Annotated in this window: 26 protein-coding genes; 13 read left to right on the forward strand and 13 right to left on the reverse strand. The window is 70.6% G+C overall.

Going from position 1 to position 25,763, the window contains the following annotated elements; genetic code table 11:
* Positions 1-67 precede the first annotated feature (67 nt).
* Positions 68-568 carry a glutathione peroxidase gene (locus ACFQRD_RS06045; RefSeq protein ID WP_377803583.1) on the reverse strand — a complete coding sequence of 167 codons (501 nt, stop codon included), beginning with the start codon at positions 566-568 and terminating at the stop codon, positions 68-70.
* 430 nt (positions 569-998) lie between these two features.
* Between ACFQRD_RS06045 and ACFQRD_RS06050 the strand changes: the two genes are divergently transcribed.
* Complete coding sequence (locus tag ACFQRD_RS06050; protein ID WP_377803584.1) at positions 999-2,951, forward strand: HNH endonuclease; 1,953 nt, start codon at positions 999-1,001, stop codon at positions 2,949-2,951.
* Between the two features lie 44 nt (positions 2,952-2,995).
* Here the strand turns inward: ACFQRD_RS06050 and ACFQRD_RS06055 are convergent, their stop codons facing one another.
* Complete coding sequence (locus ACFQRD_RS06055) at positions 2,996-3,961, reverse strand: aminoglycoside phosphotransferase family protein (RefSeq protein WP_377803585.1); 966 nt, start codon at positions 3,959-3,961, stop codon at positions 2,996-2,998.
* A gap of 145 nt (positions 3,962-4,106) precedes the next feature.
* Here ACFQRD_RS06055 and ACFQRD_RS06060 point away from each other — a divergent pair, with 145 nt between their 5' ends.
* Together ACFQRD_RS06060 and ACFQRD_RS06065 are read left to right on the forward strand one after the other, a co-directional pair.
* Positions 4,107-4,844, forward strand: coding sequence for a glutamine amidotransferase (locus ACFQRD_RS06060; protein WP_377803586.1), 738 nt, complete (start codon positions 4,107-4,109; stop codon positions 4,842-4,844).
* A 105-nt stretch (positions 4,845-4,949) separates the two neighbouring features.
* A complete protein-coding gene (locus ACFQRD_RS06065) occupies positions 4,950-5,828 on the forward strand; it encodes a GH25 family lysozyme (RefSeq protein WP_377803587.1) in 879 nt (292 codons plus the stop codon).
* A gap of 85 nt (positions 5,829-5,913) precedes the next feature.
* Here the strand turns inward: ACFQRD_RS06065 and ACFQRD_RS06070 are convergent, their stop codons facing one another.
* Complete coding sequence (locus tag ACFQRD_RS06070) at positions 5,914-6,363, reverse strand: SRPBCC domain-containing protein (protein ID WP_377020162.1); 450 nt, start codon at positions 6,361-6,363, stop codon at positions 5,914-5,916.
* A 152-nt stretch (positions 6,364-6,515) separates the two neighbouring features.
* Here ACFQRD_RS06070 and ACFQRD_RS06075 point away from each other — a divergent pair, with 152 nt between their 5' ends.
* Positions 6,516-7,226, forward strand: a complete 711-nt coding sequence (locus tag ACFQRD_RS06075) for an AAA family ATPase (protein WP_377020163.1) — start codon at positions 6,516-6,518, stop codon at positions 7,224-7,226.
* A 37-nt stretch (positions 7,227-7,263) separates the two neighbouring features.
* Here the strand turns inward: ACFQRD_RS06075 and pdxH are convergent, their stop codons facing one another.
* Both pdxH and ACFQRD_RS06085 read right to left on the reverse strand, forming a co-directional pair.
* Entirely contained in the window at positions 7,264-7,944 is a 681-nt protein-coding gene (pdxH, locus tag ACFQRD_RS06080) for a pyridoxamine 5'-phosphate oxidase (protein ID WP_377020164.1), read from the reverse strand.
* A 76-nt stretch (positions 7,945-8,020) separates the two neighbouring features.
* Positions 8,021-8,242: a hypothetical protein gene (locus tag ACFQRD_RS06085; protein WP_377020165.1), complete on the reverse strand. Its 222-nt coding sequence runs from the start codon at positions 8,240-8,242 to the stop codon at positions 8,021-8,023.
* A gap of 207 nt (positions 8,243-8,449) precedes the next feature.
* Between ACFQRD_RS06085 and ACFQRD_RS06090 the strand changes: the two genes are divergently transcribed.
* From ACFQRD_RS06090 to ACFQRD_RS06100, 3 genes are all read left to right on the forward strand, one after another.
* Complete coding sequence (locus ACFQRD_RS06090) at positions 8,450-9,082, forward strand: hypothetical protein (protein ID WP_377020166.1); 633 nt, start codon at positions 8,450-8,452, stop codon at positions 9,080-9,082.
* 127 nt (positions 9,083-9,209) lie between these two features.
* Complete coding sequence (locus ACFQRD_RS06095; protein WP_377020167.1) at positions 9,210-11,108, forward strand: glycoside hydrolase family 76 protein; 1,899 nt, start codon at positions 9,210-9,212, stop codon at positions 11,106-11,108.
* A 60-nt stretch (positions 11,109-11,168) separates the two neighbouring features.
* The gene (locus ACFQRD_RS06100) at positions 11,169-11,687 is read left to right on the forward strand and encodes a GNAT family N-acetyltransferase (RefSeq protein WP_377020168.1); all 519 of its coding nucleotides are present in this window, start codon (positions 11,169-11,171) and stop codon (positions 11,685-11,687) included.
* 70 nt (positions 11,688-11,757) lie between these two features.
* Here ACFQRD_RS06100 and ACFQRD_RS06105 read toward each other — a convergent pair whose 3' ends face one another.
* Complete coding sequence (locus ACFQRD_RS06105; RefSeq protein ID WP_377020169.1) at positions 11,758-12,282, reverse strand: GNAT family N-acetyltransferase; 525 nt, start codon at positions 12,280-12,282, stop codon at positions 11,758-11,760.
* A gap of 82 nt (positions 12,283-12,364) precedes the next feature.
* A complete protein-coding gene (locus tag ACFQRD_RS06110; protein WP_377020170.1) occupies positions 12,365-14,041 on the reverse strand; it encodes a catalase in 1,677 nt (558 codons plus the stop codon).
* 282 nt (positions 14,042-14,323) lie between these two features.
* Between ACFQRD_RS06110 and ACFQRD_RS06115 the strand changes: the two genes are divergently transcribed.
* Entirely contained in the window at positions 14,324-15,541 is a 1,218-nt protein-coding gene (locus tag ACFQRD_RS06115; protein ID WP_377803588.1) for an acetyl-CoA C-acetyltransferase, read from the forward strand.
* Positions 15,541-16,980 carry an acyl-CoA dehydrogenase family protein gene (locus ACFQRD_RS06120; RefSeq protein ID WP_377803589.1) on the forward strand — a complete coding sequence of 480 codons (1,440 nt, stop codon included), beginning with the start codon at positions 15,541-15,543 and terminating at the stop codon, positions 16,978-16,980. Before ACFQRD_RS06115 ends, ACFQRD_RS06120 begins: the two co-directional genes overlap by 1 nt.
* 86 nt (positions 16,981-17,066) lie before the next feature.
* Here the strand turns inward: ACFQRD_RS06120 and ACFQRD_RS06125 are convergent, their stop codons facing one another.
* Positions 17,067-17,876 carry a nitroreductase family protein gene (locus ACFQRD_RS06125; protein ID WP_377803590.1) on the reverse strand — a complete coding sequence of 270 codons (810 nt, stop codon included), beginning with the start codon at positions 17,874-17,876 and terminating at the stop codon, positions 17,067-17,069.
* 2 nt (positions 17,877-17,878) lie between these two features.
* Entirely contained in the window at positions 17,879-18,247 is a 369-nt protein-coding gene (locus tag ACFQRD_RS06130; RefSeq protein WP_377793545.1) for a hypothetical protein, read from the reverse strand.
* 246 nt (positions 18,248-18,493) lie between these two features.
* Between ACFQRD_RS06130 and ACFQRD_RS06135 the strand changes: the two genes are divergently transcribed.
* The 3 genes from ACFQRD_RS06135 to ACFQRD_RS06145 are packed head-to-tail and all read left to right on the forward strand — an operon-like array spanning position 18,494 to position 21,808.
* Entirely contained in the window at positions 18,494-19,171 is a 678-nt protein-coding gene (locus ACFQRD_RS06135; protein WP_377020175.1) for a TetR family transcriptional regulator, read from the forward strand.
* Positions 19,172-19,199: 28 nt separating this feature from the next.
* A complete protein-coding gene (locus ACFQRD_RS06140; protein ID WP_377020176.1) occupies positions 19,200-20,135 on the forward strand; it encodes an ATP-binding cassette domain-containing protein in 936 nt (311 codons plus the stop codon).
* Positions 20,132-21,808: an ABC transporter permease gene (locus tag ACFQRD_RS06145; protein WP_377803591.1), complete on the forward strand. Its 1,677-nt coding sequence runs from the start codon at positions 20,132-20,134 to the stop codon at positions 21,806-21,808. The genes ACFQRD_RS06140 and ACFQRD_RS06145 overlap by 4 nt, the downstream gene beginning before the upstream one ends.
* A 23-nt stretch (positions 21,809-21,831) precedes the next feature.
* On the opposite strand, the gene ACFQRD_RS06150 is transcribed toward ACFQRD_RS06145, so the two are convergent.
* Positions 21,832-22,686, reverse strand: coding sequence for a GNAT family N-acetyltransferase (locus ACFQRD_RS06150; protein WP_377803592.1), 855 nt, complete (start codon positions 22,684-22,686; stop codon positions 21,832-21,834).
* 130 nt (positions 22,687-22,816) lie between these two features.
* Positions 22,817-23,230 (reverse strand): hypothetical protein, encoded by a 414-nt coding sequence (locus tag ACFQRD_RS06155; RefSeq protein WP_377803593.1) that lies wholly within the window; start codon positions 23,228-23,230, stop codon positions 22,817-22,819.
* A 294-nt stretch (positions 23,231-23,524) separates the two neighbouring features.
* On the opposite strand from ACFQRD_RS06155, the gene add reads away from it, so the two are divergent.
* Positions 23,525-24,538, forward strand: a complete 1,014-nt coding sequence (gene add / locus ACFQRD_RS06160; RefSeq protein WP_377793549.1) for an adenosine deaminase — start codon at positions 23,525-23,527, stop codon at positions 24,536-24,538.
* Between the two features lie 109 nt (positions 24,539-24,647).
* Here the strand turns inward: add and ACFQRD_RS06165 are convergent, their stop codons facing one another.
* Positions 24,648-25,130 (reverse strand): SRPBCC domain-containing protein, encoded by a 483-nt coding sequence (locus tag ACFQRD_RS06165; protein WP_377020182.1) that lies wholly within the window; start codon positions 25,128-25,130, stop codon positions 24,648-24,650.
* Between the two features lie 2 nt (positions 25,131-25,132).
* Positions 25,133-25,603 carry an ArsR/SmtB family transcription factor gene (locus ACFQRD_RS06170; protein ID WP_377020183.1) on the reverse strand — a complete coding sequence of 157 codons (471 nt, stop codon included), beginning with the start codon at positions 25,601-25,603 and terminating at the stop codon, positions 25,133-25,135.
* Positions 25,604-25,763 lie beyond the last annotated feature (160 nt).

Genomic DNA, 25,763 nt, shown 5'->3' on the forward strand with positions numbered 1-25,763 from the left:
TCTCTGCCTGACCGCAGCGGGCGGGGCCTGACCGCAGGGGGCGGGGCCTGGCTGCAGCGGGCGGGTCTCAGGCGTCGGCGGCCAACGTCCGCTCGATGTCGTCGGCGATGTCGGCCGGCTCCACCTTCGGTCCGTAGCGGGCGATGACGGCACCGTCGCGGCCGATGAGGAACTTGGTGAAGTTCCAGCCGATCTCGCCGGCGGGGATATCGCCGTGCGGACCGGCGTGCGAGCTGGTCAGCCACGTGTACAGCGGGTGCGCGTCCTCGCCGTTGACGTCGACCTTCGCGAACATCGGGAACTCGACGCCGAAGTTGACGGAGCAGAACTCGGCGATCTCGGACTCGGTGCCCGGCTCCTGGTGCATGAACTGGTCGCAGGGGAAGCCGAGCACCACCAGGCCGCGCTCATGGAAGCGGGCGTACAGATCCTGGAGCCCTGCGTACTGCGGGGTGAAGCCGCACTTGCTGGCGGTGTTGACCACCAGCGCGACCGACCCGACGTAGTCGGCGAGGTTCTTGTCCTGCCCGGTGATCGTGCTCGCGGTGAAGTCGGCAAGAGTCGTCATGAGTCCATTGTGGACCCCTGAGATGTGGGCCTCACAGGGCTGGCCGGGCCGGGTGGCGCGGCCTCACGTCCGGGCCGGCGCCGGAGGTGTGACGGCGCCAGTTCTGTCGCGGCGCGCCCGGGTGTCGGTCGCTGCTCGTGAATGGTTCCTCCACAATGCTCATTCGTCCACATTATTCGGTGCTGGCTGGCGCAATTCGTTATGAGTGTCTAATTGCGGCTGATCGGAGCGTGCAGAGAGGGGGCGATGTCCGGCCGGCCGGCGTGAGGCGATGGCGCCGATGTGTGCTCCCCTCGGTCACCAGCGGTGACAGTGCTGGGGGTGGGCGACTATGTGGCACGCAGAAAGTGTGGAGGAATCGTCGCAAAAAGTTGTCCACATTCCGGGGAACGAGGTTTCGATACGTGGTGATGCGCGAGAGGATGGAGCTATGTCCACATCACAGCAGTCACCACCTCCGGGAGAGGGCCCGACCGCGCAGCAGCCCCCGGGCCCGCCACGGTCGGTGGCTGCTGTGCGCGCCGCTGGTCTGGCGGGTCTTGCAGAACTGCTGGCTGATGACGGCTTCATCCTCGAATCGATCGCCACCGATCCGCGTCGGCTGTTCGAGGTCGGTACCCAGGAGCGAGCGGTGTTCACCAACCTCCTCGCCACGATCCAGGAGGCACGCAGCGCCCTGGATGCTCTGGAGGCGCGCACCGTCGTCGCCCTCGGCAAGGCGACCACGCGGGATCTGATCGCCGCCGCCCGCGACAGCACGGCGCACGAGGATGCGGTGCTGCCTCCGATGGAGCGCATCAACCGCCAGTCCGATGCGGCCACGCGCCGGGACCTGTCGTTGATGACCCGGCGGTCCCCTGCAACTGCCGGCCGGACGTTCTCGGCGGCGCGACGCATGGTGGCCTCGATGCCCGAGATGCTCTCCGCGATGGGATCGGGCAAGGTCACCGCTCAGGTCGCCTATGCCACGGCGGACGCGATGTCGCCCATCGACGAGGATCAGCGCAAGACCGTCGATGCCATCCTCGGCGAACGCCTGCCGGACCTGGACGGGGCAGGGGTGCGTCAATGGCGCCGGGAGGTGGCCGCCGTGGCCGAGCACATCGACCCCGATGGGACGACGTACCGCCACACCAAGGCCCGCAAGGAACGCTGCGTGACGTTCACCCCGGGCGAGCACGGGATGGCGACTGTGAGTGCGCGACTGCCTGCGATCGATGCCCGTCTGGTCCACAAGCGGCTCTCGCTGGAGGCGGAGCGGCGCCGCGCCGAAGCCGACGGCACCCTCAGCCCCGGCGAGAACCACAGCACTCTGATGGCCGACGCCTTCACCGAGACTCTGCTGCGCCGTGAGGGCGGCATGGAGCCGGTGACCCTCGACGTGGGGGTGATGATCACCGACCGCGCCCTGTTCAACTCGGATTGCGGCGACGCCGCCCAGATCGAGGGGTACGGACCGGTGCCCGCCGAAGCCGTCCGGGCTCAGCTCCGGGCCGCTCTCGCCGAACCCCGCGACCCTGCTGATCTCGCCGGGCCCGGCCAGGTGCCGCCCGATACCGCGAGCATCGACCGGGACCCGCTGGGACCGGACGGGCCCGCCCTGCGCGCTGTCATCCGCCGGCTGTACACCCACCCCACCTCCGGGGAGCTGGTCGGCGTCGAATCCAGGGCGCGCGAGTTCCCACCTGCGATGCGCCGGTTCCTCAGCTGGCGCGATACGTCCTGCCGCGGGCCGTTCTGCAATGCCGCCGCGCGACAGCGGGACCACATCACCCCGCATGCCGAGGGCGGGCCCACCAGTATCGACAACGGCCAGGACGTGTGTGCGCACTGCAACCAGAAGGAGCACGACACCCGCTCCGTGGTGCGAACCGCCGATCCGGAGCGCCCGGGCCACCGCGTGACCTGGACCGGCCTGGCCGGCACCACCCGCACCACCACGCCCAGTCCTCTCGCCCCGCTGCAATCACTGCCGGTTCCTACTGTCGGGGCCGACGGGGCCGACGGGGCCGACGGGGCCGACGGGGCCGACGGGGACGGCGGGGACGGTGAAGATGGTGGCGACAATGCTGAGGGTGGCAGTGGGGCCAAGAGCGGCAATGGGGCCGAGAGAGGCCATGGGGCCAAGAGCGGCAACACAGTTCCTGCCGACCGAGGTTCCGGTCCCACAGCATCCGGCAACCAGCGGTCACAGCCGTCTCCGGGCGATGTCACCGCAGCCTATGAAGCCCTCCATCGCGCCGGGCTGTTCGATCCTGAACGGCCGGCACCTCGGAAGCGGCGGAAACCACGCGGACGTCGTGCCCGGCAGGACCGAGCTAACCGACAGGAGCGAGGAGAGCGCCGATCACGTCGGGACCGACGAGAAAGTGCCGAACGATGAGTCGCGCGGCGGCGTCGATCTCGCCTGGCTGCGGCCCGATCGGACTACACCCCGTCGGCCGCCAACCGGAGTGCCACCTCGGCCGCCCCGTTCATCACGCCCGCTTCCTGCACGCATCGCGCGAACAGCCAGCGGCGCGTCCGCTGCGGATCCAGCCCGGCCAGATCAGACATGCGATCGGCGAACTCACCGGGCTGAGAGGTGAGGCGCTGCGGGTCATTGAGCATGTGCTGGAGGACGTCGTAGTGCGGGTCACCGACATATGGCTTGGGATCGATCAGCACCCACTGCCGTTGCCTGCCCTCTCCTCGCGCCAGAACGTTCGACGGGTGCAGGTCGGTAGCCAGAAGCACGGGCTCACCGCCCCACTGCCGAGGCAGCTCACGGAACAGCGCCAGTCCATGGTCGACAAGATCGTGGGGCAGAGGTGAGATCCCGTCGTCGGCGCGCTGCTGGGCGCTGTCCGCCCACCACGCACACATGTGGGCCAGCGGCCGGAACTGCGCTGCGTCGGACGGGGAAGCGATGACACTCGGCGACTCCCACATGCGTCGCAGGAGATTCGCGACCACCTCGTCGCGCTCCGGCCAGGTCAGCAGTTCCGCGAGTGGGATACCAGGCCGAATGCGCTCCATGAGCAGCAGCGATGTCTCTCCGCGGCGCTCACTGTGCACCACCTCTGCTGCGCCGCGTCCCTGCCACAGGGCCATCCCTGGGGCCTCGTCGCGCGCCTCCTCGTGGGCCCACGCCACCTTCAGCACCAGCTCCGCGCCATGGCCGTCGCGCACCGGTGCCACCCACGCCGCCGACCCACCGGGGGAGAAGGGCGTCGAGACCGACAGCGACCATTCATCGAGCACCTCGTCGACGATGCCGGGCAGTCCGGAGCGCCAGGCGACGACGCCCGGCTCCTCGTTGTCGGCCAGGAGAGGCGGCAACGGGTATCCAGCGATCAGCGGAGGCGGGTCGGGGGCGTCAGTGGCACGGTCGATCCTGGAGGGACCGGTCATGACCATCTCCTGTGAGGACGAGGACGAGGAGGACGAAAAGCGAGCGCGAGAGCGGAGGCGGGGCGCACACCGAGCCTGCACCTGGGGACATATCGCGCCGGCGCAACCGGCCGACCCGTACAGCCCCGGCGGCTAACATTCTTCCGTGAAACCGTTCGTGCTGATCGCCACCCGCCCCGAGGACGACGTCGCCTACACCGAGAAGGAGTCCGTCCTCTCCTTCACCGGGCTGGACGAAGGTGATCTGATCTGGGCGCGACTGGACCGTGACCCGTACCCCGAGCTGGCGGCAGCGGACATCTCCGGGATCATCCTCGGCGGCAGCCCCTTCACCGTCTCCGATCCGGAGCAGACCAAGTCCGAGGCCGAGAAGCGCGCCGAGAAGGAGATCTTCCGGGTGCTGGACCAGGTCATCGCCGAGGACATCCCCTTCTTCGGCGCCTGCTACGGAATCGGCACCCTCGGCACGCACCAGGGTGCCCTCATCGACCGCACCTACGGGGAACCGCTCGGGGCCATCGACGTGACGCTCACGGCCGATGGTCGCCAGGATCCGCTGATCCAGGAGGCAGGACTCGCCGAGTCCTTCGTCGGGCTCGTCGGGCACAAGGAAGCCGTCCATACGCTCCCGGATCACGCGACGCTGCTGGCCACCGGCAACGCCTCGCCCGTGCAGATGTTCCGCGTCGGCACCCGCCAGTACGCCACCCAGTTCCACCCCGAGCTCGACATCCCCTCGATCATCGACCGCGCCCGTGCCTATCGCGACCATGGGTACTTCTCGCCCGACGAGATGGAGGACATCTTCGCCGCGCTCGAGAGCGTCGAGGCCGACGAACCCCCGAAGCTGCTCCGCGCCTTCGCGACCCTGTTCGCGCGCTGAGCGGTGTCCGCGCGCTGAGCCGTGTCCGTCCGCTGAGCCGTGTCCGCCCGCTGTGCCCGGCTCCGTTCCCGGCCTGCGCACCTCTGCTCAGGTAAGGTCCGCATCGTGCCCCGATTCACTCGCGAGCAGGTCCGACGCCGCCAGCTCGTCGCGGGCGGGCTGGTGCTGTGCCTGGTGCTCGTCCTCGGCGGGTGCACAGCCGTCCTCATCGGCGCTCTGCGCGGAGGGGGCGGGGCAGCCACCGAACCGGAACCCTTCCAGGCCGACGACGCCGCCATGACCGCGCCCGTGACCCCGCCCGACGCGCCGGCGCGTGCCCAGTTGCCCGACGGGGTCGAGCTGGCCGAGGACGAGATCATGGGCCTGGACGTCTCCGCACATCAGCGGGAGATCGACTGGAGCCAGGTCGCCGCCGACGGCTACGGATTCGCCTACATCAAGGCCACCGAGGGCACCGGCTTCACGGACTCCCGGTTCGCCGAGAACTGGGACGGAGCCCGTGCCGCAGGAGTCACCCCCGGCGCGTACCACTACTTCACGCTGTGCTCACCGGGGGCCGACCAGGCCGCGGACTTCCTGGCCGCCGCACCGCCGGATGACAGTGCGCTGCCGCCCGCGCTCGATCTCGAGTTCGACGGCGCGTGCCAGCAGCGGCCCGAGGCGGCCGACGCGCAGGCCGAGATCGATGCCTTCACCGCCGCCGTCGAGGAGGAGTGGGGTCGTCGTCTGGTTATCTACTCCTCCTCCGAGTGGCGTGAGCACTACGGACTGCCGGTGACGGATTCGCGGCCCGACTGGCTGTTCTCGGAGACCGGCAGACCCGACCGGGCGGACTGGTCCGTGTGGCAGCTGCGCTTCGACGGCGAGGTCTCCGGCATCGAGGGCGGCGTCGACATCGACGTCGCCCGGATCGAGACGCTCCGCGAGCACGCGTCGATCCCCGCGGGCGAAGGGGAACTGACCCACGAGCCCGAGGACGGCTGAGCCCGGGCGCACCCCGGACCCGGTTGCCGATCGGTCGCGGTCCGTCGGCGGCGCCCCGCGCCGGGGGATGCTGGCGGCGAGGCTCTCAGTTCGGCAGGTCGTGGTTGACGGCGGTCTCGCGGTCGATGGCCGCGACGAGCTCGTCCAGGATCGTCGTCCAGTGCTCGAGCAGCCCCTGCCGTTCGGCCGCGCCCAGCAGGCGCTCCTGATGGATGGCGACCGTGGTGCCGCCCGAGGCCTCCAGCAGGGTCACCTGGAAGACGGTCTCGTGATCGAGGGTCGGCGGCGTCCAGCGCACGCGCACCCGTCGGCCCACGTGGCAGCCCACCACCCGGCCGCGGGTTTGACCGTCGTGACGCATGGGGGCGCCGACCATCTGCGGGACGTTCTCGACGCCCAGCCACTGCGGCAGCCACTCGGCCAGCAGCCGGCGCCAGACGTCCTCGAGCGGGGCGGAGAGAGTGCGGCGGACACCGAGCTCCCACCCGGCGTCGCGGGTGAGGCCGGTGGGTGGGGGAGTGATCTCGGTCTGCATAAGACCACGGTAGGGCGGCCGACGGGGGCTCGGGAGGCCGCCACCCGAGCCGTCCACAGGTGTTCGATAACTGGTCGCCGGGGCGTCACCGCACGTCGACGTCAGCTCGCTCCGCCGCGCGAGGTGTCGGCGCGCTCCTGCATGCTGGGGAGATGGTCGATCCCGTGCTCCCGCTGCGTGCAGTACGCATGCACGCCCTCTCCCCGGCGGACATGGGTGAGTGGCCCGCGACCCTGCCGCCGATGGAACAGCTGCTGACCCAAGGACTGGAGTTCGGCCGAATCACGGTGCTGACCGGGGACAACGGCGCCGGCAAGTCCACCGTGGTCGAGGCGATCGCCGGCGCCTACGGGCTCAATGTCGAAGGCGGCGGCACCGGAGCCATGCACTCCACGCGCGCGACCGAGTCACCGCTGGTCGACCACCTGCAGCTGGTGCGCGGCGCGGGTGCGTCCAAGAAGGGGTTCTTCCTGCGCGCCGAGACCATGCATTCTCTGTTCACCTACTACGAGGAGATCGGCGTGGGCGGCGTGATGCACGAACGCAGCCACGGCGAATCGTTCCTGGAGATCGTCTCGGAGCGGTCGCGTATCGGCGGGCTCTGGCTGCTGGACGAACCCGAATCCGCGCTGTCCCTCAGCGGATGCCTGGCGCTGCTGGGACTGGTGCGCGACCTCGTCGCCGGCGGAGCGCAGATCATCCTGTCCACGCACTCACCGGTCCTTGCCGCTCTGCCCGGCGCTGATCTGTACGAACTGGGCCCCTGGGGCATCCGAGCCGCCACCTACGACGACCTGGATCTCGTGCGCACGTGGCGCAGTTTCCTGGAGTCGCCCCAGCGATTCCTGCGTCACCTGGGCTGATACCACCGGGGCCGTCGAGCGCTGTTCTGCTGCGCGTTCACGGCTGCAGACGGTGACGCTGCCAGGCGCCGTCGGCCGCGCGGTCGTACGCGATCCGATCGTGGAAGCGGTTCTCCCGCCCCTGCCAGAACTCCATCCGCTCCGCGAGCACCCGCAGGCCGCCCCAGAACGGCGGGCGGGAGACCTCATGGCCCTCGAAGCGGGCCTCGACCTCGTCGTACTGCGCATCGAGAGCGGCACGCGAGGCGATGGGCCGTGATTGGTGGGACGCCCACGCGCCGAGCTGCGCGCCTCGCGGACGCTGCGCCCAGTACGCGTCGGACTCCGCGTCGGAGAGGTGGCTGACGGCCCCTTCGATCCGCACCTGTCGCTGCATCGGGTACCAGGGCAGCAGCAGGGCGGCATGCGGCGCCGCATCCAGCTCGGTGGCCTTGGGGGAGGTCAGGTTCGTGTACAGCACGAACCCCTCGCCGTCGTGTCCCTTCAGCAGCACGGTCCGCGACCGGGGGCGGGGGCGGCCCATCGCATCCATCGCCACGGTCGAGAGCACCACGGCCGACGGGTCGGTCAGGTCGCCCTGTTCATCGCGCCGGGCGAAGGCCTCGTCCATCCAGATGTCGAACAGCGCCAGCGGATCCGACGGAGCATCATCGGCCAGCGATCCGGCCAGATAGTCGTGACGCTCGCCCGCCAGGCGCCCAGCGGGATCTTCGTTCATGTCCTCGACCTTCGTCTCAGAGGCCGCCGGCGCCCGCTGAGGCCGCGCGGCGGACAACTATGTCGTGCCCCTGATCCTAGGACGTTCGTCGCCGGCCCCGATGGGCGGCCTTCGGCCCGCGGGGATCTCCGAGCGGCCGCGCGGTCCGGATCGGCCGGAACTCCCCGGCGCGGGCCTTGGCGGCTCGGACGCTGCGGAGGGCCTCGAGGTCACCCCAGGCCGCGGGCAGGGGGCGATACTCGATGAACTCATGGTCGGCGGCACGGGTTCGGCTGGTGGCGATGGTCGCGTTCTTCATGACTCCACTCTGGTGATGGCCGGGGAGGCCCCGCGTCCGCCGGCAGGAGCGGAGCCGTCCACCCACGGACGGACCTCGGTGGCGGACCGGTGGGAGCCGCGGCGGACGACCACGAGCACGACGGTTGGCATTCCCACGTCGGATGACGGCCGGGCAGGCTAGCCTGCCGTAGTCACGGAACACTCGAATGACGTGGAGGGGCCCTCAATGGCGCACGCGGGCAGCAGACGGCGGCCGTTCGTCGTCGCCGCGATCGTGGTGCTCGCGCTGCTGCTGGCCGGCGGTGTCGTCATCGCGGCGCTCGCCGTTCGCGCCGATCCGGCGGTGGGTGACAGCCGCCCTCCCGGCACCGTGGTCGGCGACCAGGCTCCCCGCGGCACCCGGTTCGACCCCGCCCGCATCGGGCAGGACTCGCTGGTGTGGGCCACGGCAGAAGGCGGTGAGGTCAGCGTCAGCGTCAACCGGGCAGAGAGCGTCACGGCGGATTCTCCCGACATCGATCCGGGCTGGAAGGGCCCGGCCAAGTGTCGGGAGTACTTCATCATCGAGCTGACCGTCGCCTACGAGGGCGAGGGCACGTGGGAGCCGGCCTCCGAGCTCCTCGTCCAGCGCATGGCAGGGCCGTTCGCAGCCCACGGCGCCGACCCGGGCCTGGAGATCCTGGCGCACCCGCTGCTCGTGCCCGGCAAGGCCCTCACCGACGGCGAGTCGCGCACGGGCACGGTCATGTTCTTCGGGCCGGGCGACGCCACGGGAAGCGGCAACCTCGTCATCAGCGTCGACGACGGCCGACCTCTGCACGTGCGCAGCGACCCGCAGGACTCGCAGACAGGATGCTGAGACAGCCCGGCGCTGCGCGGCGTGATTGACGTCTCACCGCCCCGGTGCCACGCTGTACGGCGGCTGTGAACGCTCACGGCATGAGCAGGATGTTCCCTGACCGAGCACCATGATCGGAAGTTCATCGATGAAGATGTCACGCCGCACCCTCGTCACCCTCACGGCAGCCTCGCTGCCCGCCCTCGGCCTCGCCTCTGGCGCCCACGCGGCACCACCGGCCGGCCCGCGGACGGAGAGCTCGGAGGCCCTGGCCCGCGCCCGCGTCGCCGCCGACGTGCTGATGCGCGACTACGACCAGCACAAGGCATGGTTCCCCTCGAGCTGGTGGAACTCGGCCGTCGCGCTCCAGACCATCGGCGACTACATGCTGCGCACCGGGGACCGGCGCTACCTGGATCACCTCGACCACACCTTCGAGAGGAACAAGGGCCCGTTCCCTGCCGGGGAGCTCTCCGGCGACGAGCTCTACGGGAACTTCACCAGCCGCGCCATCGACGATTCCGGCTGGTGGGCGCTGACCTGGATCACCACGTACGACCTCACGGGGAACCAGAAGTACCTCGACATGGCCGTGACCATCGGTGACTTCATGAACGACTTCTGGGACCCCAGCACTTGCGGCGGGGGCATCTGGTGGAACGAGGAGCGCACCTACAAGAACGCCGTCACCAACGGCCAGTGGATTCGCCTGACGGCCGAGCTGCACAACCGCATCCCCGGGGATACCACGTGGCTGGAGCGCTCCCGGGCGGCGTGGGACTGGTACCTCGGCAGCGGCATGATCAACGAGGACGGCCTGCTCAATGACGGCCTGACCGACGCCTGCGAGAACAACGGCGACCGCATCTACACCTACAACCAGGGCCTCGCGATCGGCGCCGCGCTCGAACTGTGGCGCGCCACCGACGACCCGGACCTGCTGGAGAAGGCCCGCTACTTCGCGGACTCGGCGCTCGCCGAAGGCGCTCTGGTCACCGAGGGGATCCTCACCGAGTGGACCGACGTGCTGGGGGAGACCACGAACGACAACCACAAGCAGTTCAAGGGCATCTTCCTGCGCTACCTGATGGACCTCGCCGACACCACGGGCGATGCCCGGTACCGCGACGTGGTCGCCACCCAGGCCGCCACGATCTGGGAGCAGGACCGCAACATCGCCGACCAGCTCGGTGTGCGCTGGGCGGGGGCCAGCACCGAGGAGTCCCCGAACGTCTTCGACTGGCGCGCCCAGGCCAGTGCCCTCAGCGCCCTGATCGCCGACCTCCCCGAGGACGGCGTGGACCGGTCGCTGTCCGCCTCCCTCGCCCAGGCTCCCGTGGTGATGCCCGACGGCGAGCCCACGCAGATCCAGCTCGACCTGAACGTCGCGATCACCTCAGCGCACGCACGGCGGGTGCACGTGCGCCTGGAGGCGCAGGGGCCGGACGGCTGGGAGCTGGAGACCGACGAGCGGGTCACGCTGGACGTGCCGAAGAGCGCGCGGGACGGGCAACCGGTGAGCGCCGTGGTCCCGGTGACCGTGAGCCTCCCACCGGACGCTCCCGACGGGAACCACACGGTCTCGGTGACGGCGTCGGCACCCGGCGGGCTGACATTCACCGCCCGGGCGGACGTCGTCGTCGCACGCACCATCGACTTCGACGCCGGCACGATCGACGATGCGCCGTGGCTGTGGGATGCCGGGGGCTCGGGCGTGACGATCGAGCCCGGCCGGTTCGCCGACGGGGACAGCTACTTCATCTACCGCTTCCCGTTGCCCGCCAGCACCACATCGGCCCAGCTCACGCTGACGATCAGCAACCAGTATCTGGTCGATCTGGGCCCGGACGGCGAGAGCTGGTCACGCGTGCTGACCGAGGACGAGCAGATTCGGGATGCCTCCAATCGGGCGGACCACGTCCTCGATCTCGGCCCGTACCTCGAGGGGGAGGACAAGGACGTCTACCTGCGGGTATCCGACGCGTTCCCCGAGGACGGCTGGGGAGGCCAGGTCCACCATGTCAGCGTGGAGTACGGCGCCTCCTGAGGGGAGGGCGGCGATGACGGGCGGGCTGCTCTCGGTGACCGTCCCTTCGGTGCTCCGGCGATGACGGGAGAACCGCGGCTCGAGACCGACCGTCTCCTCCTGCGCCCGTGGCGCCCGGAGGAAGCAGGCGTCCAGCGTCAGCTGTGGAGCGAACGGGATCCGCGCGTCCCGCCGCACCGCCGGATCGATGCGGATGGCCACCCCACCGTCGCCGAGCTCGAGGACGCCATCCGGCGTCGTGCGGAGCGCCCGGGCCTCGGCCTGCTCGCCGTCGTGCCGCGCGCCACGGGCGAGGTCGTGGGCTACTGCGGCCTGACCGACCCCGAGCCCCGAGGGGAGCGACGGCCCGAGCTCGCCGTGGAACTGCTCGCGCGTGAGCACGGTCAGGGATACGCGACCGAGGCCGGTGCAGCGGTTCTGGAATGGGCGTGGGCGGCGGGGCACTCCCGGCTCTGGGCCACGGTCTGGGACTGGAACGCGGCCTCCCGACGCGTTCTGGAGAAGCTCGGCTTCGTGGAGATCGAGCGCTCCGGGCGCGTCGGGGAGGCGACGCAGCTGGTGATGACCGTGACGCCCTGAGCGTCATGGGTCTTGGGTCCTGCGCCGGCCGCCATTTGTTGTGCGTCGGCTCCAGGCACGGCCCAGTCCCTCACCGCACCATGCGGATGTCCCTCAGATTCCCCAGGTGCTCCTCGACGTGGGCGGCCCCGTCGGCGGCGAAGCCGAGCTTCTCGTAGAACCGGCGGGCGCGAGGATTGTCCTCGGCGACCCAGATGCTCGCCGGGCCCTCGCCGATCACGGACTCGGCCAGGGCCCGGCCCAGCCCGCTGCCGAACCAGGCCTGCTCGATGTACAGCAGCGAGAGCTCGCGCTCGCGGACCGGCTCCGGATCTCGAGAGGGCCAACTCGCCGCGAGACCGACGGGAAGGCCCGCGCCGTCGCGCCCGACCCGGTAGATGCCCTGCGCATGCGCGGGTGTTCCCGGCGTGAGCCACGTCCGCCACTGCGCGGTACGGCGGTCTATGGCCGGCCGGCCGAAGAACTCCTCGCCCTCGAGCAGATGCCCGTAGGCGACCCGCCACCCCCGTACATGCACCCGCGCGAGTGCCGGGGCGTCCTGTGGGCGGGGAGTGTCGATCGAGAAGTGGCGGTCCGGGGTCGGCGCGGTGGGCATACCTGAAGTCTGCCTCGCGTCGGGCGCCATCGCGTCGGCCCCGTCGTGCCGGGACTCATCGCGTCAGGCCCCACCGTGCACCTCACATCATCATGGTCGACTCATCGACCTCCATGCGCTTGTTGGGCACGCAGTGGGTCATGGTCAGCCCCTCGACGTCGCGCGGCCCGTTGTGGCCGAGGTTGCGCAGCCGCTCCTGCTCCTCGTCGGTGAGGGTCTGGGTCACCAGCGGCTCGAGATCCTTGACGTCGTCCACGGTGATGCCCAGGCCATCGCCCACTCGGCGACCGTACTCGTCGTCGGCCAGGTAGAAGTGCCAGACCATCCGCTCCTGGATGTGGCGGTCGCACTGGGAGAGCGCCCCCACCAGGTTGGTGATCAGGTCCTCCTTCTCCCAGTCCTCCTGCAGATGGAACCGCTCGCCGGCCTGCTTGTAGTCGTTGGTGCGCGGGATCGGTGACCGGGTCAGACGCCCGGAGACCTCCGGGCCGACGCTGGCGTGGTACCCCGAGCTCCGCTCCGTCTCCCGCAGGCCGCCGGTCACGGTGGGTTCGTAGTTCACGCTCGTGTTCTGCACCGGATCCGTGTCCACGTGGTACGTCATCTGACCATCGCGCTGATTGGTCGCGACCCGCACCTTCGGCTGATTCACCGGCAGCTGCAGGTAGTTCGGCCCCACCCGGTGGCGCTGGGTGTCGGAATAGGAGAACGTCCGGCCGATCAGCATCTTGTCGTCGGAGAAGTCCAGGCCGTCCACCAGCACGCCGGTGCCGAAGGAGATCTGCTCGCTCTCGGCGAAGAAGTTGTCGGGGACGCGGTTGAGCACCATGCGGCCGACGGGCTTGGGCTCGAACTGCTCCTCCGGCCAGACCTTGGTGTCATCCAGCGGGTCGAAGTCGAGCTCGGGGTGCTCGTCGTCGGACATCATCTGCACCCGCAGCTCCCACTCGGGGTAGTCGCCGCGCTCGATCGCGTCGTACAGGTCCTTGGTGTGGTACCCGAGCTCCTGGGCCTGGATCGTGCTGGCGTCCTCGGCCGTCAGCGAGGAGACGCCGAGCGTGGGGATCCAGTGGTACTTCACCAGTACCGTCTGCCCGTCGGCGTTGATCCACTTGTAGGTGTTCACGCCGAAACCCTGCTGCGTGCGGTAGCTCGCCGGGATGCCGCGCGGACTGAACAGCACCGTGACCATGTGCAGCGACTCGGGCGACTGGCTGAAGAAGTCGAAGGCGCGGTTGGGGACCGACGCCTGGTTGGTGACCGGGTCCGGCTTCTGGGTGTGGATGAAGTCGGGGAACTTGATCGCATCGCGGATGAAGAAGACGCCGAGGTTGTTGCCGACGAGATCCCAGTTGCCGTCCTCGGTGTAGAACTTGATCGCGAATCCGCGCGGGTCCCGGGCCAGTTCCGAGGAGTCGCGCCCGCCGGCGACGGTGGAGAAGCGGATGGCCAGGTCGGTGCGCTTGCCCTCGCCCTGGAACACCTTCGCGCGGGTGAAGTTCGAGATCGGCTCCTCGCCCCATCTCCCGTAGGACTCGAAGTAGCCGTACGCGGTGGCGCCGCGGGCGTGGACGACCCGCTCCGGCACGCGCTCGCGATCGAAGTGGCTCATCTTCTCGAGGAACTGGTAGTTCTCCATGGTCGCCGGACCGCGCGCGCCCACGGTGCGCATGTTCTGGTTGTCGTAGACGGGGTGGCCCTGACGATCCGTCAGCGCGGCCTGCGACGGGTCTCCTGCCGGCGGGCGATGTTCGGTCATGGCTGCTGGCCTCCTTCACGAGCGGTCCCGGGCGCACCCCGGACGGCCGTGGCGGGCACGCCCTGCGAGCACACCGCGGGCTGGGGGTGTGTCGTAGCCCACTGTTGTCGGAATCCCGGGGCGAGGGCAAGGGTCCGACCGCATGGTGCGGCGGCGTCCGCCCGGACTTCCCACCAAGTAACTGCAACCCGTAGTATCAGGAACAGCCGGACGCGACCGGATCCCCTCGATCAGCGCCGTCGTCCGCACCGCCCGCAGACACCGTCGTCGAAGGAGAACCACGTGCCCGAGGCCGTCATCGTCGCCGCCGCCCGCTCACCGATCGGGCGCGCCCGCAAGGGGTCGCTGCAGGACGTCCGCCCGGACGAGCTCGCATCCCAGATGGTCCGAGCGGCCCTCGACCAGGTACCGGACCTGGACCCGACGACCATCGACGACCTGCAGCTGGGCTGCGCCATCCCGGAGGGCTACCAGGGCGGCAATCTCGCCCGCGTGGTCGCCACCCGGCTCGGACTGGATGCCGTGCCCGGTGCGACGGTGAGCCGTTTCTGCGCCTCCTCGATCGAGACCACCCGCACCGCCTTCCACGCCATCCGCGCCGGGGAGGCGCGCGCCGTGATCTCCGCAGGCGTCGAATCGCTGTCCTTCGGCACCGGCAAGCTGGTCGAGGACGACGTGCGCGATCCGATGTTCCAGCCCGCCTCGGAGCGCACCGAGAAGCGAGCCGCCCGCGAGATCCCCGCCCCGTGGCACGACCCGCGGGAGGACGGAGAGCTGCCGGACCCCTACATCCTCATGGGCCAGACCGCCGAGAACGTCGCCGAGCTGCGCGGCATCTCCCGCCAGGCCCAGGACGAGTACGGTGTCCGCTCCCAGCAGCGCGCCGAGGCCGCCATCGCCTCCGGCTTCTTCGCCCGCGACATCACCCCGGTCACGCTGCCCGACGGCAGCACGGTCGAGGCCGACGACTCCCCGCGCCCCGGCACCACGCTCGAGAAGGTCGCCGGCCTCGACCCGGTGTTCCGGCCCGGCGGCACCGTCACCGCCGGCAACTGCTGCCCGCTCTCCGACGGCGCCGCCGCGCTGGTGGTGATGTCCGGGGACTACGCCCGCGAGCTCGGACTGACCCCGCTGGCCCGGATCGTGGCCACGGGCGTCTCGGGCCTCAGTCCCGAGATCATGGGCCTGGGACCGGTGGACTCCACACGCCGCGCCCTCGCCCACGCCGGGATGAGCATCGGCGACATCGACCTGGTCGAGCTCAACGAGGCCTTCGCCGCGCAGGTCATCCCGTCGGCCGAGGATCTCGGGATCGACCACGACAGGCTCAACGTCCACGGCGGCGCGATCGCCCTGGGCCACCCCTGGGGCTCCACCGGGGCGCGCATGACCACCACTGTGCTGAACGGTCTGCGCGAGCGCGACGGACAGTTCGGCCTGGCCACCCTGTGCGTCGGCGGCGGCCAGGGAATGGCCCTCATCATCGAGAGGATGTCCTGATGACCAGCAACTCCACGCCCGATCCCGGACCGATGCCGGACCCGGGGCCCGGTCCGAACCCCGACCCCGTCCCGGCGCCGCTCCCGCCACCGGGCACGGACCCGTCCCCGTGGGACGCTCGGCCCCCGGCCGGCCGCCCCATCTCCCTGGGCGGCGACCTCGGCGCCGAGGCCGATCAGCCGACCGCCGACTCCGTCGCCACCGATCACGCCGTGATCTCCGCGCCCGATGCCGAGGCGGCCGAACCCGCCGAGCTGCTGCCCCTCCAGGCCGATCACTTCGGCCTGTTCCAGGACGTGGCGGGGGAGGATCTCGAGGCGTGGCGCACCGCGCGCTCCCTCGCCGCCGACGTGCTGCCGCGGATCAACGACTGGTGGGACCGCGGCGAGTACCCCGTCGAGCTGATCGGCCGACTCGGCGAGCTCGACCTGCTCACCGACGGCCTCGAAGTCCCCGGTCACCGGAAGCTCTCGCCGCTCGCGACCGGCCTGGTCAACATGGAGCTCTCCCGCATCGACGGCTCGCTGGGCACCATGGTCGGCGTCCAGGGCGGGCTCGCGCTGCGCTCGATCGTGCTGCTCGGGTCCGACGAGCAGAAGCAGCGCTGGGTCGAACCCATCGTCACCGGCCGCGAGTACGCCGGCTTCGCCCTGACAGAGCCCGACCACGGCTCCGACTCCGTCTCGCTGGAGACCGTGGCGCGACGGGACGGCGACCAGTGGGTGCTCTCCGGTGAGAAGCGCTGGATCGGCAACGGTGCCGGTGGCCGTCTCACCGTGGTGTGGGCACGCGTCGACGACCCGGCCGACGATGCCCTCCACGGCCAGGTCAGCGGCTTCCTCGTCGAGCAGCACCTGCCCGGCTACGAGGCCGAGGTGATCCGCGGCAAGGTCGCCCTGCGCGCCATCCACCAGGCCCACATCACCCTCGACAGGGTGCGAGTTCCGCTGGAGGCGCGCCTGCCCGGTGCGCGCTCGTTCAAGGACACCTCGACGGTGCTGTTCGCGACCCGCGCCGGTGTGGCCTGGGGCGCGCTCGGGCACGCGACCGCCTGCTACGAGTCCGCCCTCGAACATGCGCGCACCCGCATCCAGTTCGGGCGCCCGCTCGCGAAGTCCCAGCACATCCAGGTGCGCCTGTCGACCATGCTGGCGACGCTGACGTCGATGCAGCTGTACTGCACCCGGCTGGCTGACCTCGAATCCGCCGGAGCCGTGCGCCCCGAGCAGGCATCGCTGGCCAAGGTGCACAACACCCGTGCCGCCCGGGAGATCGCCGCGGATGCCCGGGACCTCCTCGGCGGCTCCGGGATCCTGCTGGAGAACCGCGTGGCGAGGCACAAGGCCGACATCGAAGCACTGCACACCTACGAGGGCACCGACACCATGCAGTCCCTCATCGTCGGCCGGAGCGTGACGGGGACCAGCGCGTTCGTGTGAGGCCAGGAGGCCGCAGCCCGGGCCATCCGTGACGCGGTCGCTCTGCACGCGGACATCGCTCACATCCCCGGCCGAGCCCGCCGACCTCACACCCCCGGCCGCGAGTCCTCGTCCCAGCCCGTCTGCGGCTGCTCGCAGGTCTCGCGGAAGACGAACTGGGAGGGCAGCTTCCGCTCCCGGCTGGACCAGTCGATCGTCGGCCGGTGCTGCCTCTCGGGCAGGTAGCCGAGCCGGTAGACGGCCATCAGTTCGAGATCATCGGGCACCCGCAGCATCTCCACGATCCGCTGCCAGTTCTCCGGCACCTCCATGGGGAAGGAGACGAATTGAATGCCCATGCCCAGCTGTGTCGTGGTCAGCCACAGGTTCTCCATCGCCGCGCCCATGCTGAAGACCGAGTAGAACCCCGAGAGCTGCTCGGGACGGTACTCCTGGCGCTCCAGCATCACACCCACCAGCAGCGGTGATCCGGCCACCAGCTTCCGGTTGTCCTCGCCCAGCTTCTGCGGAACCCGCAGGCGGTTCATCAGCTTCTGGCCCGAATCGGTGAAGACCTGCCCGGTGAACGGCCGCAGCAGCGCGGGCAGACGGTCGAACAGCATCCCGCTGCGGATCTGGTCCATCTCCTTCTGGCTGAACCGGAAGTACCTGCGATAGCGGTGGAAGAACGTGCCCTCGCTCATCACCTGCGTCATGCTCTCCCCGCTGATCCGGGCCACCTCTGCGATCGTGCCGGGGTCCTCGATCAGCACGAACCGCCACGGCTGGCTGTTGAACTGGGAGGGCGCGGCCGCGGCGGCCCGGATCAGCAACTGCTGGTGCTCGGGGCTGACGGGGTCCGGGCGCAGCGGGCCGTTGGTGGTGCGGCGGGAGAAGACGGCGTCGAGGAATTCCATGGTCACCTCCGGGCCAGGACGAGAGCGATGACGTAGCCGGGCGCTGCGAGCATAGCCGTGCGGGTATGCCGGGCCAGTGGCCGGGACCCGTGCCGCTGCAGCATCACCAGCGGTACCGCCGTCGCAGCCAGGGGGAGCGCTGACGGGTCGCGCCGGATGCCGGAGAGCGCGAGCGCGACCCCGGTGCTGGTCGCGGTGGCGATGAACAGGCCGTGGTGGATCCACCGGGCGTTCGAGGTGTCGACCAGCCGGGACGCCACCGACAGGCCGAGGGCGACATTGGCCGCATAGCACCCGGCCGCGAGGGCCACGGCGATGCCGGCCACGGAGTCGCAGCCCACGGCGGGACGAGAGGAACGAATGGACCGCATATCTCCGGAGTATCGCCCTCCTCGACGCCGGATGCCATGTCGCACCGGATCGATCGGTCCGGGTGCACGTGCCCATCCCTCGTGGGCGACACGGAGGCGGGCGCCACGGAGGCGGGCGGCCCGAAGGCACGACTCGTGCGGGCCGGAGCGAGAATGCTCTTGCGTTCGGGGTGAACAGCCGTTTACGCTGACAGCGCCACGGTGAACAGCTGTTCACGCCACAGGATGGACCGGAAGGGGATCGCGATGCTGCCGAGGGCGGATCCCGTCGTCCGTGCCGCGATCGAGCGGTTCGCCCACGACGGCTTCGGCGCCACGCTGCGCACGATCGCCGCGGACGCCGGCGTCAGCGCCGCCCTGCTCATGAAGCGCTTCGGATCCAAGGACGGACTGCGCGAGGCCTGCGACGAATTCGTCCTGGAGTGGATCCGGGAGGTGAAGACGGAGAACATCCGCGCCACCCGGCGCGGCACTCTGATGTCAGCCCTGCCCGCTCAGGAGGACCAGGCCGTCCTGATCGGATACATGATGCACTCGCTGCTCGACGGCGGGGACTTCGGCCGGATCTTCGTCGACCACATGATCGAGGACGCCGAGTCCTATGTCGCCGAGGCGGTCGCCGACGGGGTCGCCAAGCCCAGCCGCGACGAGCGCGCCCGCGCCCGCTTCATGGTCCAGGCCGGTCTCGGCTCGCTGCTGGTCTCCATGCTCCTGGCCGATCCGGCCGAACGCCACGACCTCGCCGGCATGCTGCGGCGGCTCCAGGTCGAGACCGCGCTGCCGAGCCTCGAGCTGTACACCGACGGGTTCTTCACCTCCGGGACCGTGCTGCAGGAGTACCTGCTCTACCTCTCCGATCCGCCGTCCGGCACGGAGGCGTCCGCCGAGGACGCCACGTCGCCGGACCCGCCGGATCCGGCCTGATCATCCGAGACCGCAGAGGACTCATGCCATGAACCCCATCGACATCCAGAACCTGACCAAGAAGTTCGGCTCCTTCACCGCGCTGGACGGCCTCGACCTCAGCGTCGGCGAGGGCGAGGTGCGCGGCTTCCTCGGCCCCAACGGCGCCGGCAAGTCGACCACCATCCGCGTGCTGCTGGGACTGCTGCGGGCCGACGCCGGCAGCGTCCGCCTGTTCGGCGGCGACCCCTGGGCCGACGCCGTCGCCCTCCACCGCCGCCTCGCCTACGTCCCCGGTGACGTCGCGCTGTGGCCGAACCTCACCGGCGGCGAGGCGATCGACTACCTCTCCCGCCTGCGGGGAAAGCCCGACCCCCGCCGCCGAGCCGATCTCCTCGAGCGCTTCGAGCTCGACCCCCGCAAGAAGGCCCGCACCTACTCCAAGGGCAACCGGCAGAAGGTCGCGCTGGTGGCCGCCTTCGCCAGCGACGCCGAGCTGCTCATCCTCGACGAGCCGACGGCGGGACTGGACCCGCTGATGGAAGCGGTCTTCACCGAGGAGGTGCGCGAGCTCAAGGCCCAGGGGCGGGCAGTGCTGCTGAGCAGCCACATCCTCAGCGAGGTCGAGAAGCTCTGCGACACCGTCACCATCATCCGTGCCGGCAAGGCCGTCGAATCCGGCACCCTCGAGGACCTGCGCCACCTCACCCGCACCCGCGTCACCGCTGTCATCCGCGGGCAGGCCGAGGCGGTCACCGGCCTCGACGGTGTCCATGATCCCGAGACGGTCGCCGTCAAGGACGGCACTCGCCTGACGGCCGACGTCGACGACACGTCGATCGCCGCCGTGCTCGACGCGCTGACCTCTCAGCAGGTGGCCTCCCTGACCGCGACGCCGCCCTCGCTCGAGGACCTGTTCATGCGCCACTACGGCGACGACCTCGCCGAGAGCGGGATCGCGCCCGAGAGCGAGCCGGTCCGATGACCACGTCCACCGCACCCACGCACCGGGCCCCCGCTCCGGACGATCGGAGCCGGGGCGGATCCCCGCTGACCGGCACCCTGGCCATCACCCGTCACATCCTGCGCCGCGACCGGGTGCGGATGAGCGTGTGGGTGCTGTCGATGGCGGCCTTCATCGCCTACTTCTCGGTGGCGCTGAGCTCGATCTTCGACGACTCCGCACTCGCCGCCCGCGCCGAGGTGATGCGCACGCCCTCGGGCATCGTGATGGGCGGACCCGGCTACGGCCTGGACGACTACGCCCCGATGGTCGCCGTCGCCAACGAGGGCACCACCTGGACCGTGCTGGCGCTGTCGATCATGGCGATCCTCCACGTCGTCCGTCATACCCGCGCCGAGGAGGAGAGCGCCCGCGCCGAGCTGGTGCGCGCCAGCGCCGTCGGCCCCCTGGCGCCCGTCGCCGCGGCGCTGCTGACCCTGGTCCTGCACCTCATGGTCATCGCCGCGATCGGAGCGCTGGCGTCCCTGGCCGGGGAGGGGCCCTCCCTCGTCGACGGCCTCGGGATGATGGGCGGCAGTGCGCTGTCCGCCCTGGTGTTCGGGGCCGTGGCGCTGGTGACCTGCCAGATCACCGCCTCGGCCCGCGGTGCGACCGGGCTCGGCCTGGCGGTGTTCGCCGTGGCCTTCGTGATCCGTGCCGCCGGCGACATGATCGAGCTGGAGGGCTCCGCGCTGTCGTGGTTCTCCCCGGTGGCCTGGGCCCAGCAGATGCGGGCCTTCGTCGATCTGCGCTGGTGGCCGGCGCTGCTGTCGACCGCCGCGACCGCGGTGCTGCTGGTTCTGGCCGCGTCCCTCGCCCGACGCCGGGACTTCGGCCAGGGGCTCACGGCCGACCGCGCCGGGCGAGCGCACGCACTGGTGAGCCTGAGCACGCCGATCGCGATGGCCTGGCGTCAGCAGCGCGCGACCCTGCTGTGGTGCGGGCTGGGCATGGCCCTGATGTGGTTCGCCACCGGCACCATGCTGAGCACGATGAACGACCTCGCCTCCGAGCTCGTCGCGGACAATCCCGCTCTGGGGGCGCTGTTCGGCACGGACCCCGCCGCCTTCACGGAGTCCTTCCTCGCCGTGATGCTGCTGTTCGTGGCCCTGTGCGTGGTGGCCGTCGCGATCGTGACCACCCACCAGTACTGCCGGAGCGAGGAGACCGCCGGTCGGCTCGAGATCGTCCTGGCCGGGCCCGTCTCCCGGTGGCGCTGGCTCGGAGCGCAGCTGCTGGTCTCCGGCATCGGTGCGGCCGCACTGTTCGCGCTGTCCGTGGTGGCGATGTGGATCGGGGCGATCCTCGTGGGGGTCGACGAACCGGAGCTTCCCGCCTATCTCGCGGCCTTCGCCTCCTACGCCCCACCGATCGTGCTGTTCGCGGCGCTGTCCGCGGCGCTGTACGCGTGGGTGCCGCGGGCGGCCGGCCTGACCTGGCTGCTGCTGGCCTTCGTGCTGGTCGCCCAGATGTTCGGCGCCATCTTCGATTTCCCCGACGCCCTGCTCGGCATCTCCCCGTTCCACTGGGTCTCGGAACCGTTCGTGGAGGACTTCGAGGCCGGGGGAGCGCTCGGGGTGACCGCGGTCGTGGCCATCCTCTACCTGCTCGCCCTGGTCGGCTTCCGCCGCCGCGAGGTGCAGTCGGGATCCTGAGCCGGTTCCCGCCGGTCGGACCCTCAGGGTGTGCGGGCGGCGCCGAAGGTGAGCCGGCGACGCAGGGCGAAGCCGAGCCTCTCGTAGGCGGCGATCGCGCCGGTGTTGGCGGCCGCCGCGTGGAGGAAGGCCCGCCTGCCCCGCTGCTGGATGTGGAAGGCGACATCGAGCACGAGACGGGAGGCGAGGCCCTGGCGCCGGTGGGTGGGGTCGACCGCGACGGCGCTGATCTCGGTCCATCCCTCGGGCTGCAGGCGCTCGCCCGCCATCGCGATCAGCTCGCCGTCGCGACGGATCCCCACGTAGCGACCGAGCTCAGGGGTCCGGGGCAGGAACGGGCCGGGCTCGGTGCGTTGGACCAGGGCGAGCATCTCGGACGCGTCCTCGGGACCGAGCTCGACAGCCTCCTGGTCCGGTCGGGCGGCGAGACGGTCGGTCTCGGTCAGCTGCACGCCGTCGATGCTGAACACGGGAGACCACCCCGTCGGCAGCAGCGGGTCGGCGTGGGAGATGCTGACGACGGCGTCATGGCCGAACACCTCCAGGAGCGCGTCCCACACGTCCGGGTGCTCCCAGTCCTTCACGCCGACGAAGGGGGAGACGTCGTCGGGGTACTTCCTGACCAGGTCGTTGCCGATCGCCAGGTGCGCGTGACGCCCGGTGAGGGAGGACCATACGGGATTGTCCAGCACGGCGTCCGCCGCGCCGTCGTGGTCCGCCGCAGGGGCGCTCGAGTCTGTTCCGGTGGCACCGTCGCGCCCCTCATGTCGACCGTCACTGCGATCCTCACCGGCGAGGGGGACGTCCTGCGCCCGGGCCCGTGGCCGGTCCGCGGCGATGTGCATCGGCTCGGCGGCGGAGTCGTCCTCCAGGGTCATGCGTGCTCCTCGTTCGACCGGCGCGGCGGATCCGGCCTGCTCCTCGCGAGCGAGGACGGGCCCAGATCAACGCTACTCCGATGCGTTGAGCAGCCCCGGCGCCACGAGGGGCGCTGTGAGGTACCCGTCCTCAGTGTCGGCGATCGTCGGCGCCGTCAGGGGATTCGTGGGTCGTGACCTCGGGGTACGTCGCGACCGGGCCGGCCTTTCGCGGCGACGCCGGCCGGCGCGCAGCCTCCTCGTCCTCGAGACGGACGACGGCGTAGAACATGCCGCCGAACACCACCGCCAGGATCGCGATGGCGGACGACGGGGTGCTCGCCGGCAACGTCACGAAGAGCGCCAGGGGTGCGACGGCGAGGCAGGCGCCGAGCACTGCGCGCGGACCGTGAAAGGTCCTGGTCGGTCCGGGTCCGTGGTGCTTGGCATGAACGCGCCCGACGAGGACGCACCCGGCCGCCAGCATCAGGATGCCCAGTCCCTGAGCCGCCCCGACGATGTCGCCGGCACCGCCCCAGAAGCCGAAGAGGCCGACGCCGGCCATCACGCTCCCGAGCAGATCGATGGTCCAGGGCGCACGGCGGATCGGAACGACCCTGCGGCCCGTGTCGACCTGGGACGACGGCGCGTCGGCGGCACGCGTCTCGCTCGTCGGCATGTCGACCTCCCGCCGAATCCGTGCTCCGGTGCTGTGGCTCCACCGTAGGCGCGGTGCGGATCCGTGTCACGGGCCGGCTCCGCCCGGCCGGCCGTCCCGGGCCGCTCCCATCCGCGCGCCGTACTCTGGCGCCGGCGGCACCTGATGCCGCGAGCGTCGAGATCACCGAGGAGAGTCATCGTGCCCGTCGTGGACCGCGAGTTCGTCACCGCCCTGCCCAAGGCCGAGCTGCACCTGCACATCGAGGGCACCCTCGAACCGGAGCTGAAGCTCGAACTGGCCCGGCGCAACGGGGTCGACATCGGGCAGGACACGGTCGAGGACGTCCGTGCCACCTACGACTTCACCGATCTGACCAGCTTCCTGGCCGTGTACTACCCGGCGATGGAGGTGCTGGTGACCGAGCAGGACTTCCACGACCTCGCCCTCGCCTACCTCGAGCGCGCCGCCGCCGACGGGGTGGTGCGGGCGGAGATCTTCTTCGATCCCCAGGCCCACACCAGCCGCGGCGTCCCGTTCTCCACCGTCGTCGACGGGCTGTGGTCGGCCGTGCAGGAGGCGCCGTCGCTGGGTGTCGACGCCGCCCTGATCATGTGCTTCCTGCGCGACATGAGCGCCGAATCCGCCCGCGAGACGCTCGAGGCCTCCCTGCCCTACCGTGACCGCATCGTCGGCGTGGGCCTGGACTCCGACGAGCGCGGCAACCCGCCCGAGAAGTTCGCCGCGGTCTTCGCCGCCGCGAAGGAGGCGGGTTACCGGCTGACGATGCACTGCGACGTCGATCAGGACGACGCGATCGGCCACATCGCCACCGTCATGGACGAGATCGGCGTCGAGCGCATCGACCACGGTTCGAACATCCTCGAGGACCCGGCCCTGGTCGCGGAGGCGAAGCAGCGCGGCATCGGCTTCACCTGCTGCCCGTTGTCGAACTCCTTCGTCACCGAGCAGATGAAGGGAGCCGAGATCACGGAGCTGCTCCGCAGCGGGCTGAAGGTCTCCATCGCCTCCGACGACCCCTCGTACTTCGGGGGGTACGTCGCCGACAACATCCTCGCGCTCGCCGAGGCGCAGCAGCTCACGCGCGAAGAGGTCGTGACCCTGGCGCGCAACTCCCTCGAGATCAGCTGGGCCGGGGACGAGGCGACGCAGGGATGGCTGCGTCGCCTCGACGAGGTCGCCGCACAGGGCTGAGCGCGGGGGAGCCGACCGCACCCTGGGGGCGCGCCGGCCGGCAACCGGCCCCGAGCGGTCCCGGGGCCGGTCCGCGGGAGCCGAGTCCGCGCGAGATCTGCGCAGCCCGTCAGGCCACCAGGTCGTCGATCTGGTTGATCGCCGAGCGCGAGCCCTCCTCGACGCCCATGTCGAGCACCGTCTGGAGCTCGTCGCGGGAGTTGTACGTGGTCACGTAGATTGCGCGCGTCTTCCCGTCGTGCTCGTTCAGCGTGGTGGTGGACTCGGCGGCCGGGAGGCTCTCGTTCGGCGAGAAATCCTCGTTCGCGAAGCCGTCGCGGTAGGTGAACGAGTTCGGCTCATCGACCGTGAGCACCTCCCAGTACCCGTAGAACCGATCCCCGTCGGGGCCGGTCATGTAATACGTGACCCGGCCGCCGGGGGAGAGGTCGTGGTCGACGACGGTGGCGGGGTAGCCCTCGGGCCCCCAGACCTTCTCGAGCTGGCGCGGATCGGCGTAGATGTCCCAGATCCGCCGGACCGGCGCGGCGAACTCCGCCGTGATCGTGAGTGTCATGGCCTCGAGGTCGTGGCTGATGTCGGTGACAGGCATGGTCATTCCTTCCGGTGGGGCGGGTGTGCCGGCTGACGGGGAAGGGAAGCCGACCGGCGGGGCGCATGGTCATGCTGGTGAGCCGCAGCTTCCGGCGGGCGTGGTGGCGAGTCCGGCCGGCTGGGGAATGCAGCCGGGTCGTCCTCGGCCGCGGAGTCGAGCAGCTCGTCGATGCGGGCGATGTGCTCCCGGCGGGCGGCCTCCAGGTCGGCAAGGAGCCGCGCGGCCGAGCGCACGCTGTCGGCGTCACCGCGAGCGAGGGTCTCCCGGCCGCTGCGACGCCGTGTGATGAGCCCGGCCCGCTCGAGCACGACGACGTGCTTCTGCACCGCCGTCAGGCTCATGGGGTAGTTCCGGGCCAGGGCCGAGACCGACTGCTCGCCGTCGAGCACCCGCCGCAGGATGTCCCGGCGGGTGCGGTCCGACAGCGCGTGGAACCACGCATCGGCGTGGTCGTCGTCGATCTGATGCACACCGTAAACGTACAACCGTGTGGTTGTATGATTCAAGGGGTCGCCGGTTCTTTTCGGGGGAGCGCTGTTCCGGCGACCGCGCGGTTCCGGTTGCCGGGCGGTGGGGAGAACTACCCATGGCCGGTCGGGCCCCCGGCTCGTACGCTCGCAGCAGCACAGG

This window comes from Brachybacterium sp. GCM10030268 (assembly GCF_042666305.1).
Taxonomy (GTDB): domain Bacteria; phylum Actinomycetota; class Actinomycetes; order Actinomycetales; family Dermabacteraceae; genus Brachybacterium.

Excerpts from the sequence above, each read along its gene's own strand:
- ACFQRD_RS06045 (WP_377803583.1), bottom strand. The coding sequence starts at position 568 with ATGACGACTCTTGCCGACTTCACCGCGAGCACGATCACCGGGCAGGAC.
- ACFQRD_RS06050 (WP_377803584.1), top strand. The coding sequence starts at position 999 with ATGTCCACATCACAGCAGTCACCACCTCCGGGAGAGGGCCCGACCGCG.
- ACFQRD_RS06055 (WP_377803585.1), bottom strand. The coding sequence starts at position 3,961 with ATGACCGGTCCCTCCAGGATCGACCGTGCCACTGACGCCCCCGACCCG.
- ACFQRD_RS06070 (WP_377020162.1), bottom strand. The coding sequence starts at position 6,363 with ATGCAGACCGAGATCACTCCCCCACCCACCGGCCTCACCCGCGACGCC.
- ACFQRD_RS06075 (WP_377020163.1), top strand. The coding sequence starts at position 6,516 with ATGGTCGATCCCGTGCTCCCGCTGCGTGCAGTACGCATGCACGCCCTC.
- pdxH (WP_377020164.1), bottom strand. The coding sequence starts at position 7,944 with ATGAACGAAGATCCCGCTGGGCGCCTGGCGGGCGAGCGTCACGACTAT.
- ACFQRD_RS06085 (WP_377020165.1), bottom strand. The coding sequence starts at position 8,242 with ATGAAGAACGCGACCATCGCCACCAGCCGAACCCGTGCCGCCGACCAT.
- ACFQRD_RS06090 (WP_377020166.1), top strand. The coding sequence starts at position 8,450 with ATGGCGCACGCGGGCAGCAGACGGCGGCCGTTCGTCGTCGCCGCGATC.
- ACFQRD_RS06095 (WP_377020167.1), top strand. The coding sequence starts at position 9,210 with ATGAAGATGTCACGCCGCACCCTCGTCACCCTCACGGCAGCCTCGCTG.
- ACFQRD_RS06100 (WP_377020168.1), top strand. The coding sequence starts at position 11,169 with ATGACGGGAGAACCGCGGCTCGAGACCGACCGTCTCCTCCTGCGCCCG.
- ACFQRD_RS06105 (WP_377020169.1), bottom strand. The coding sequence starts at position 12,282 with ATGCCCACCGCGCCGACCCCGGACCGCCACTTCTCGATCGACACTCCC.
- ACFQRD_RS06110 (WP_377020170.1), bottom strand. The coding sequence starts at position 14,041 with ATGACCGAACATCGCCCGCCGGCAGGAGACCCGTCGCAGGCCGCGCTG.
- ACFQRD_RS06120 (WP_377803589.1), top strand. The coding sequence starts at position 15,541 with ATGACCAGCAACTCCACGCCCGATCCCGGACCGATGCCGGACCCGGGG.
- ACFQRD_RS06125 (WP_377803590.1), bottom strand. The coding sequence starts at position 17,876 with ATGGAATTCCTCGACGCCGTCTTCTCCCGCCGCACCACCAACGGCCCG.
- ACFQRD_RS06130 (WP_377793545.1), bottom strand. The coding sequence starts at position 18,247 with ATGCGGTCCATTCGTTCCTCTCGTCCCGCCGTGGGCTGCGACTCCGTG.
- ACFQRD_RS06135 (WP_377020175.1), top strand. The coding sequence starts at position 18,494 with ATGCTGCCGAGGGCGGATCCCGTCGTCCGTGCCGCGATCGAGCGGTTC.
- ACFQRD_RS06140 (WP_377020176.1), top strand. The coding sequence starts at position 19,200 with ATGAACCCCATCGACATCCAGAACCTGACCAAGAAGTTCGGCTCCTTC.
- ACFQRD_RS06145 (WP_377803591.1), top strand. The coding sequence starts at position 20,132 with ATGACCACGTCCACCGCACCCACGCACCGGGCCCCCGCTCCGGACGAT.
- ACFQRD_RS06150 (WP_377803592.1), bottom strand. The coding sequence starts at position 22,686 with ATGACCCTGGAGGACGACTCCGCCGCCGAGCCGATGCACATCGCCGCG.
- ACFQRD_RS06155 (WP_377803593.1), bottom strand. The coding sequence starts at position 23,230 with ATGGCCGGCGTCGGCCTCTTCGGCTTCTGGGGCGGTGCCGGCGACATC.
- ACFQRD_RS06165 (WP_377020182.1), bottom strand. The coding sequence starts at position 25,130 with ATGCCTGTCACCGACATCAGCCACGACCTCGAGGCCATGACACTCACG.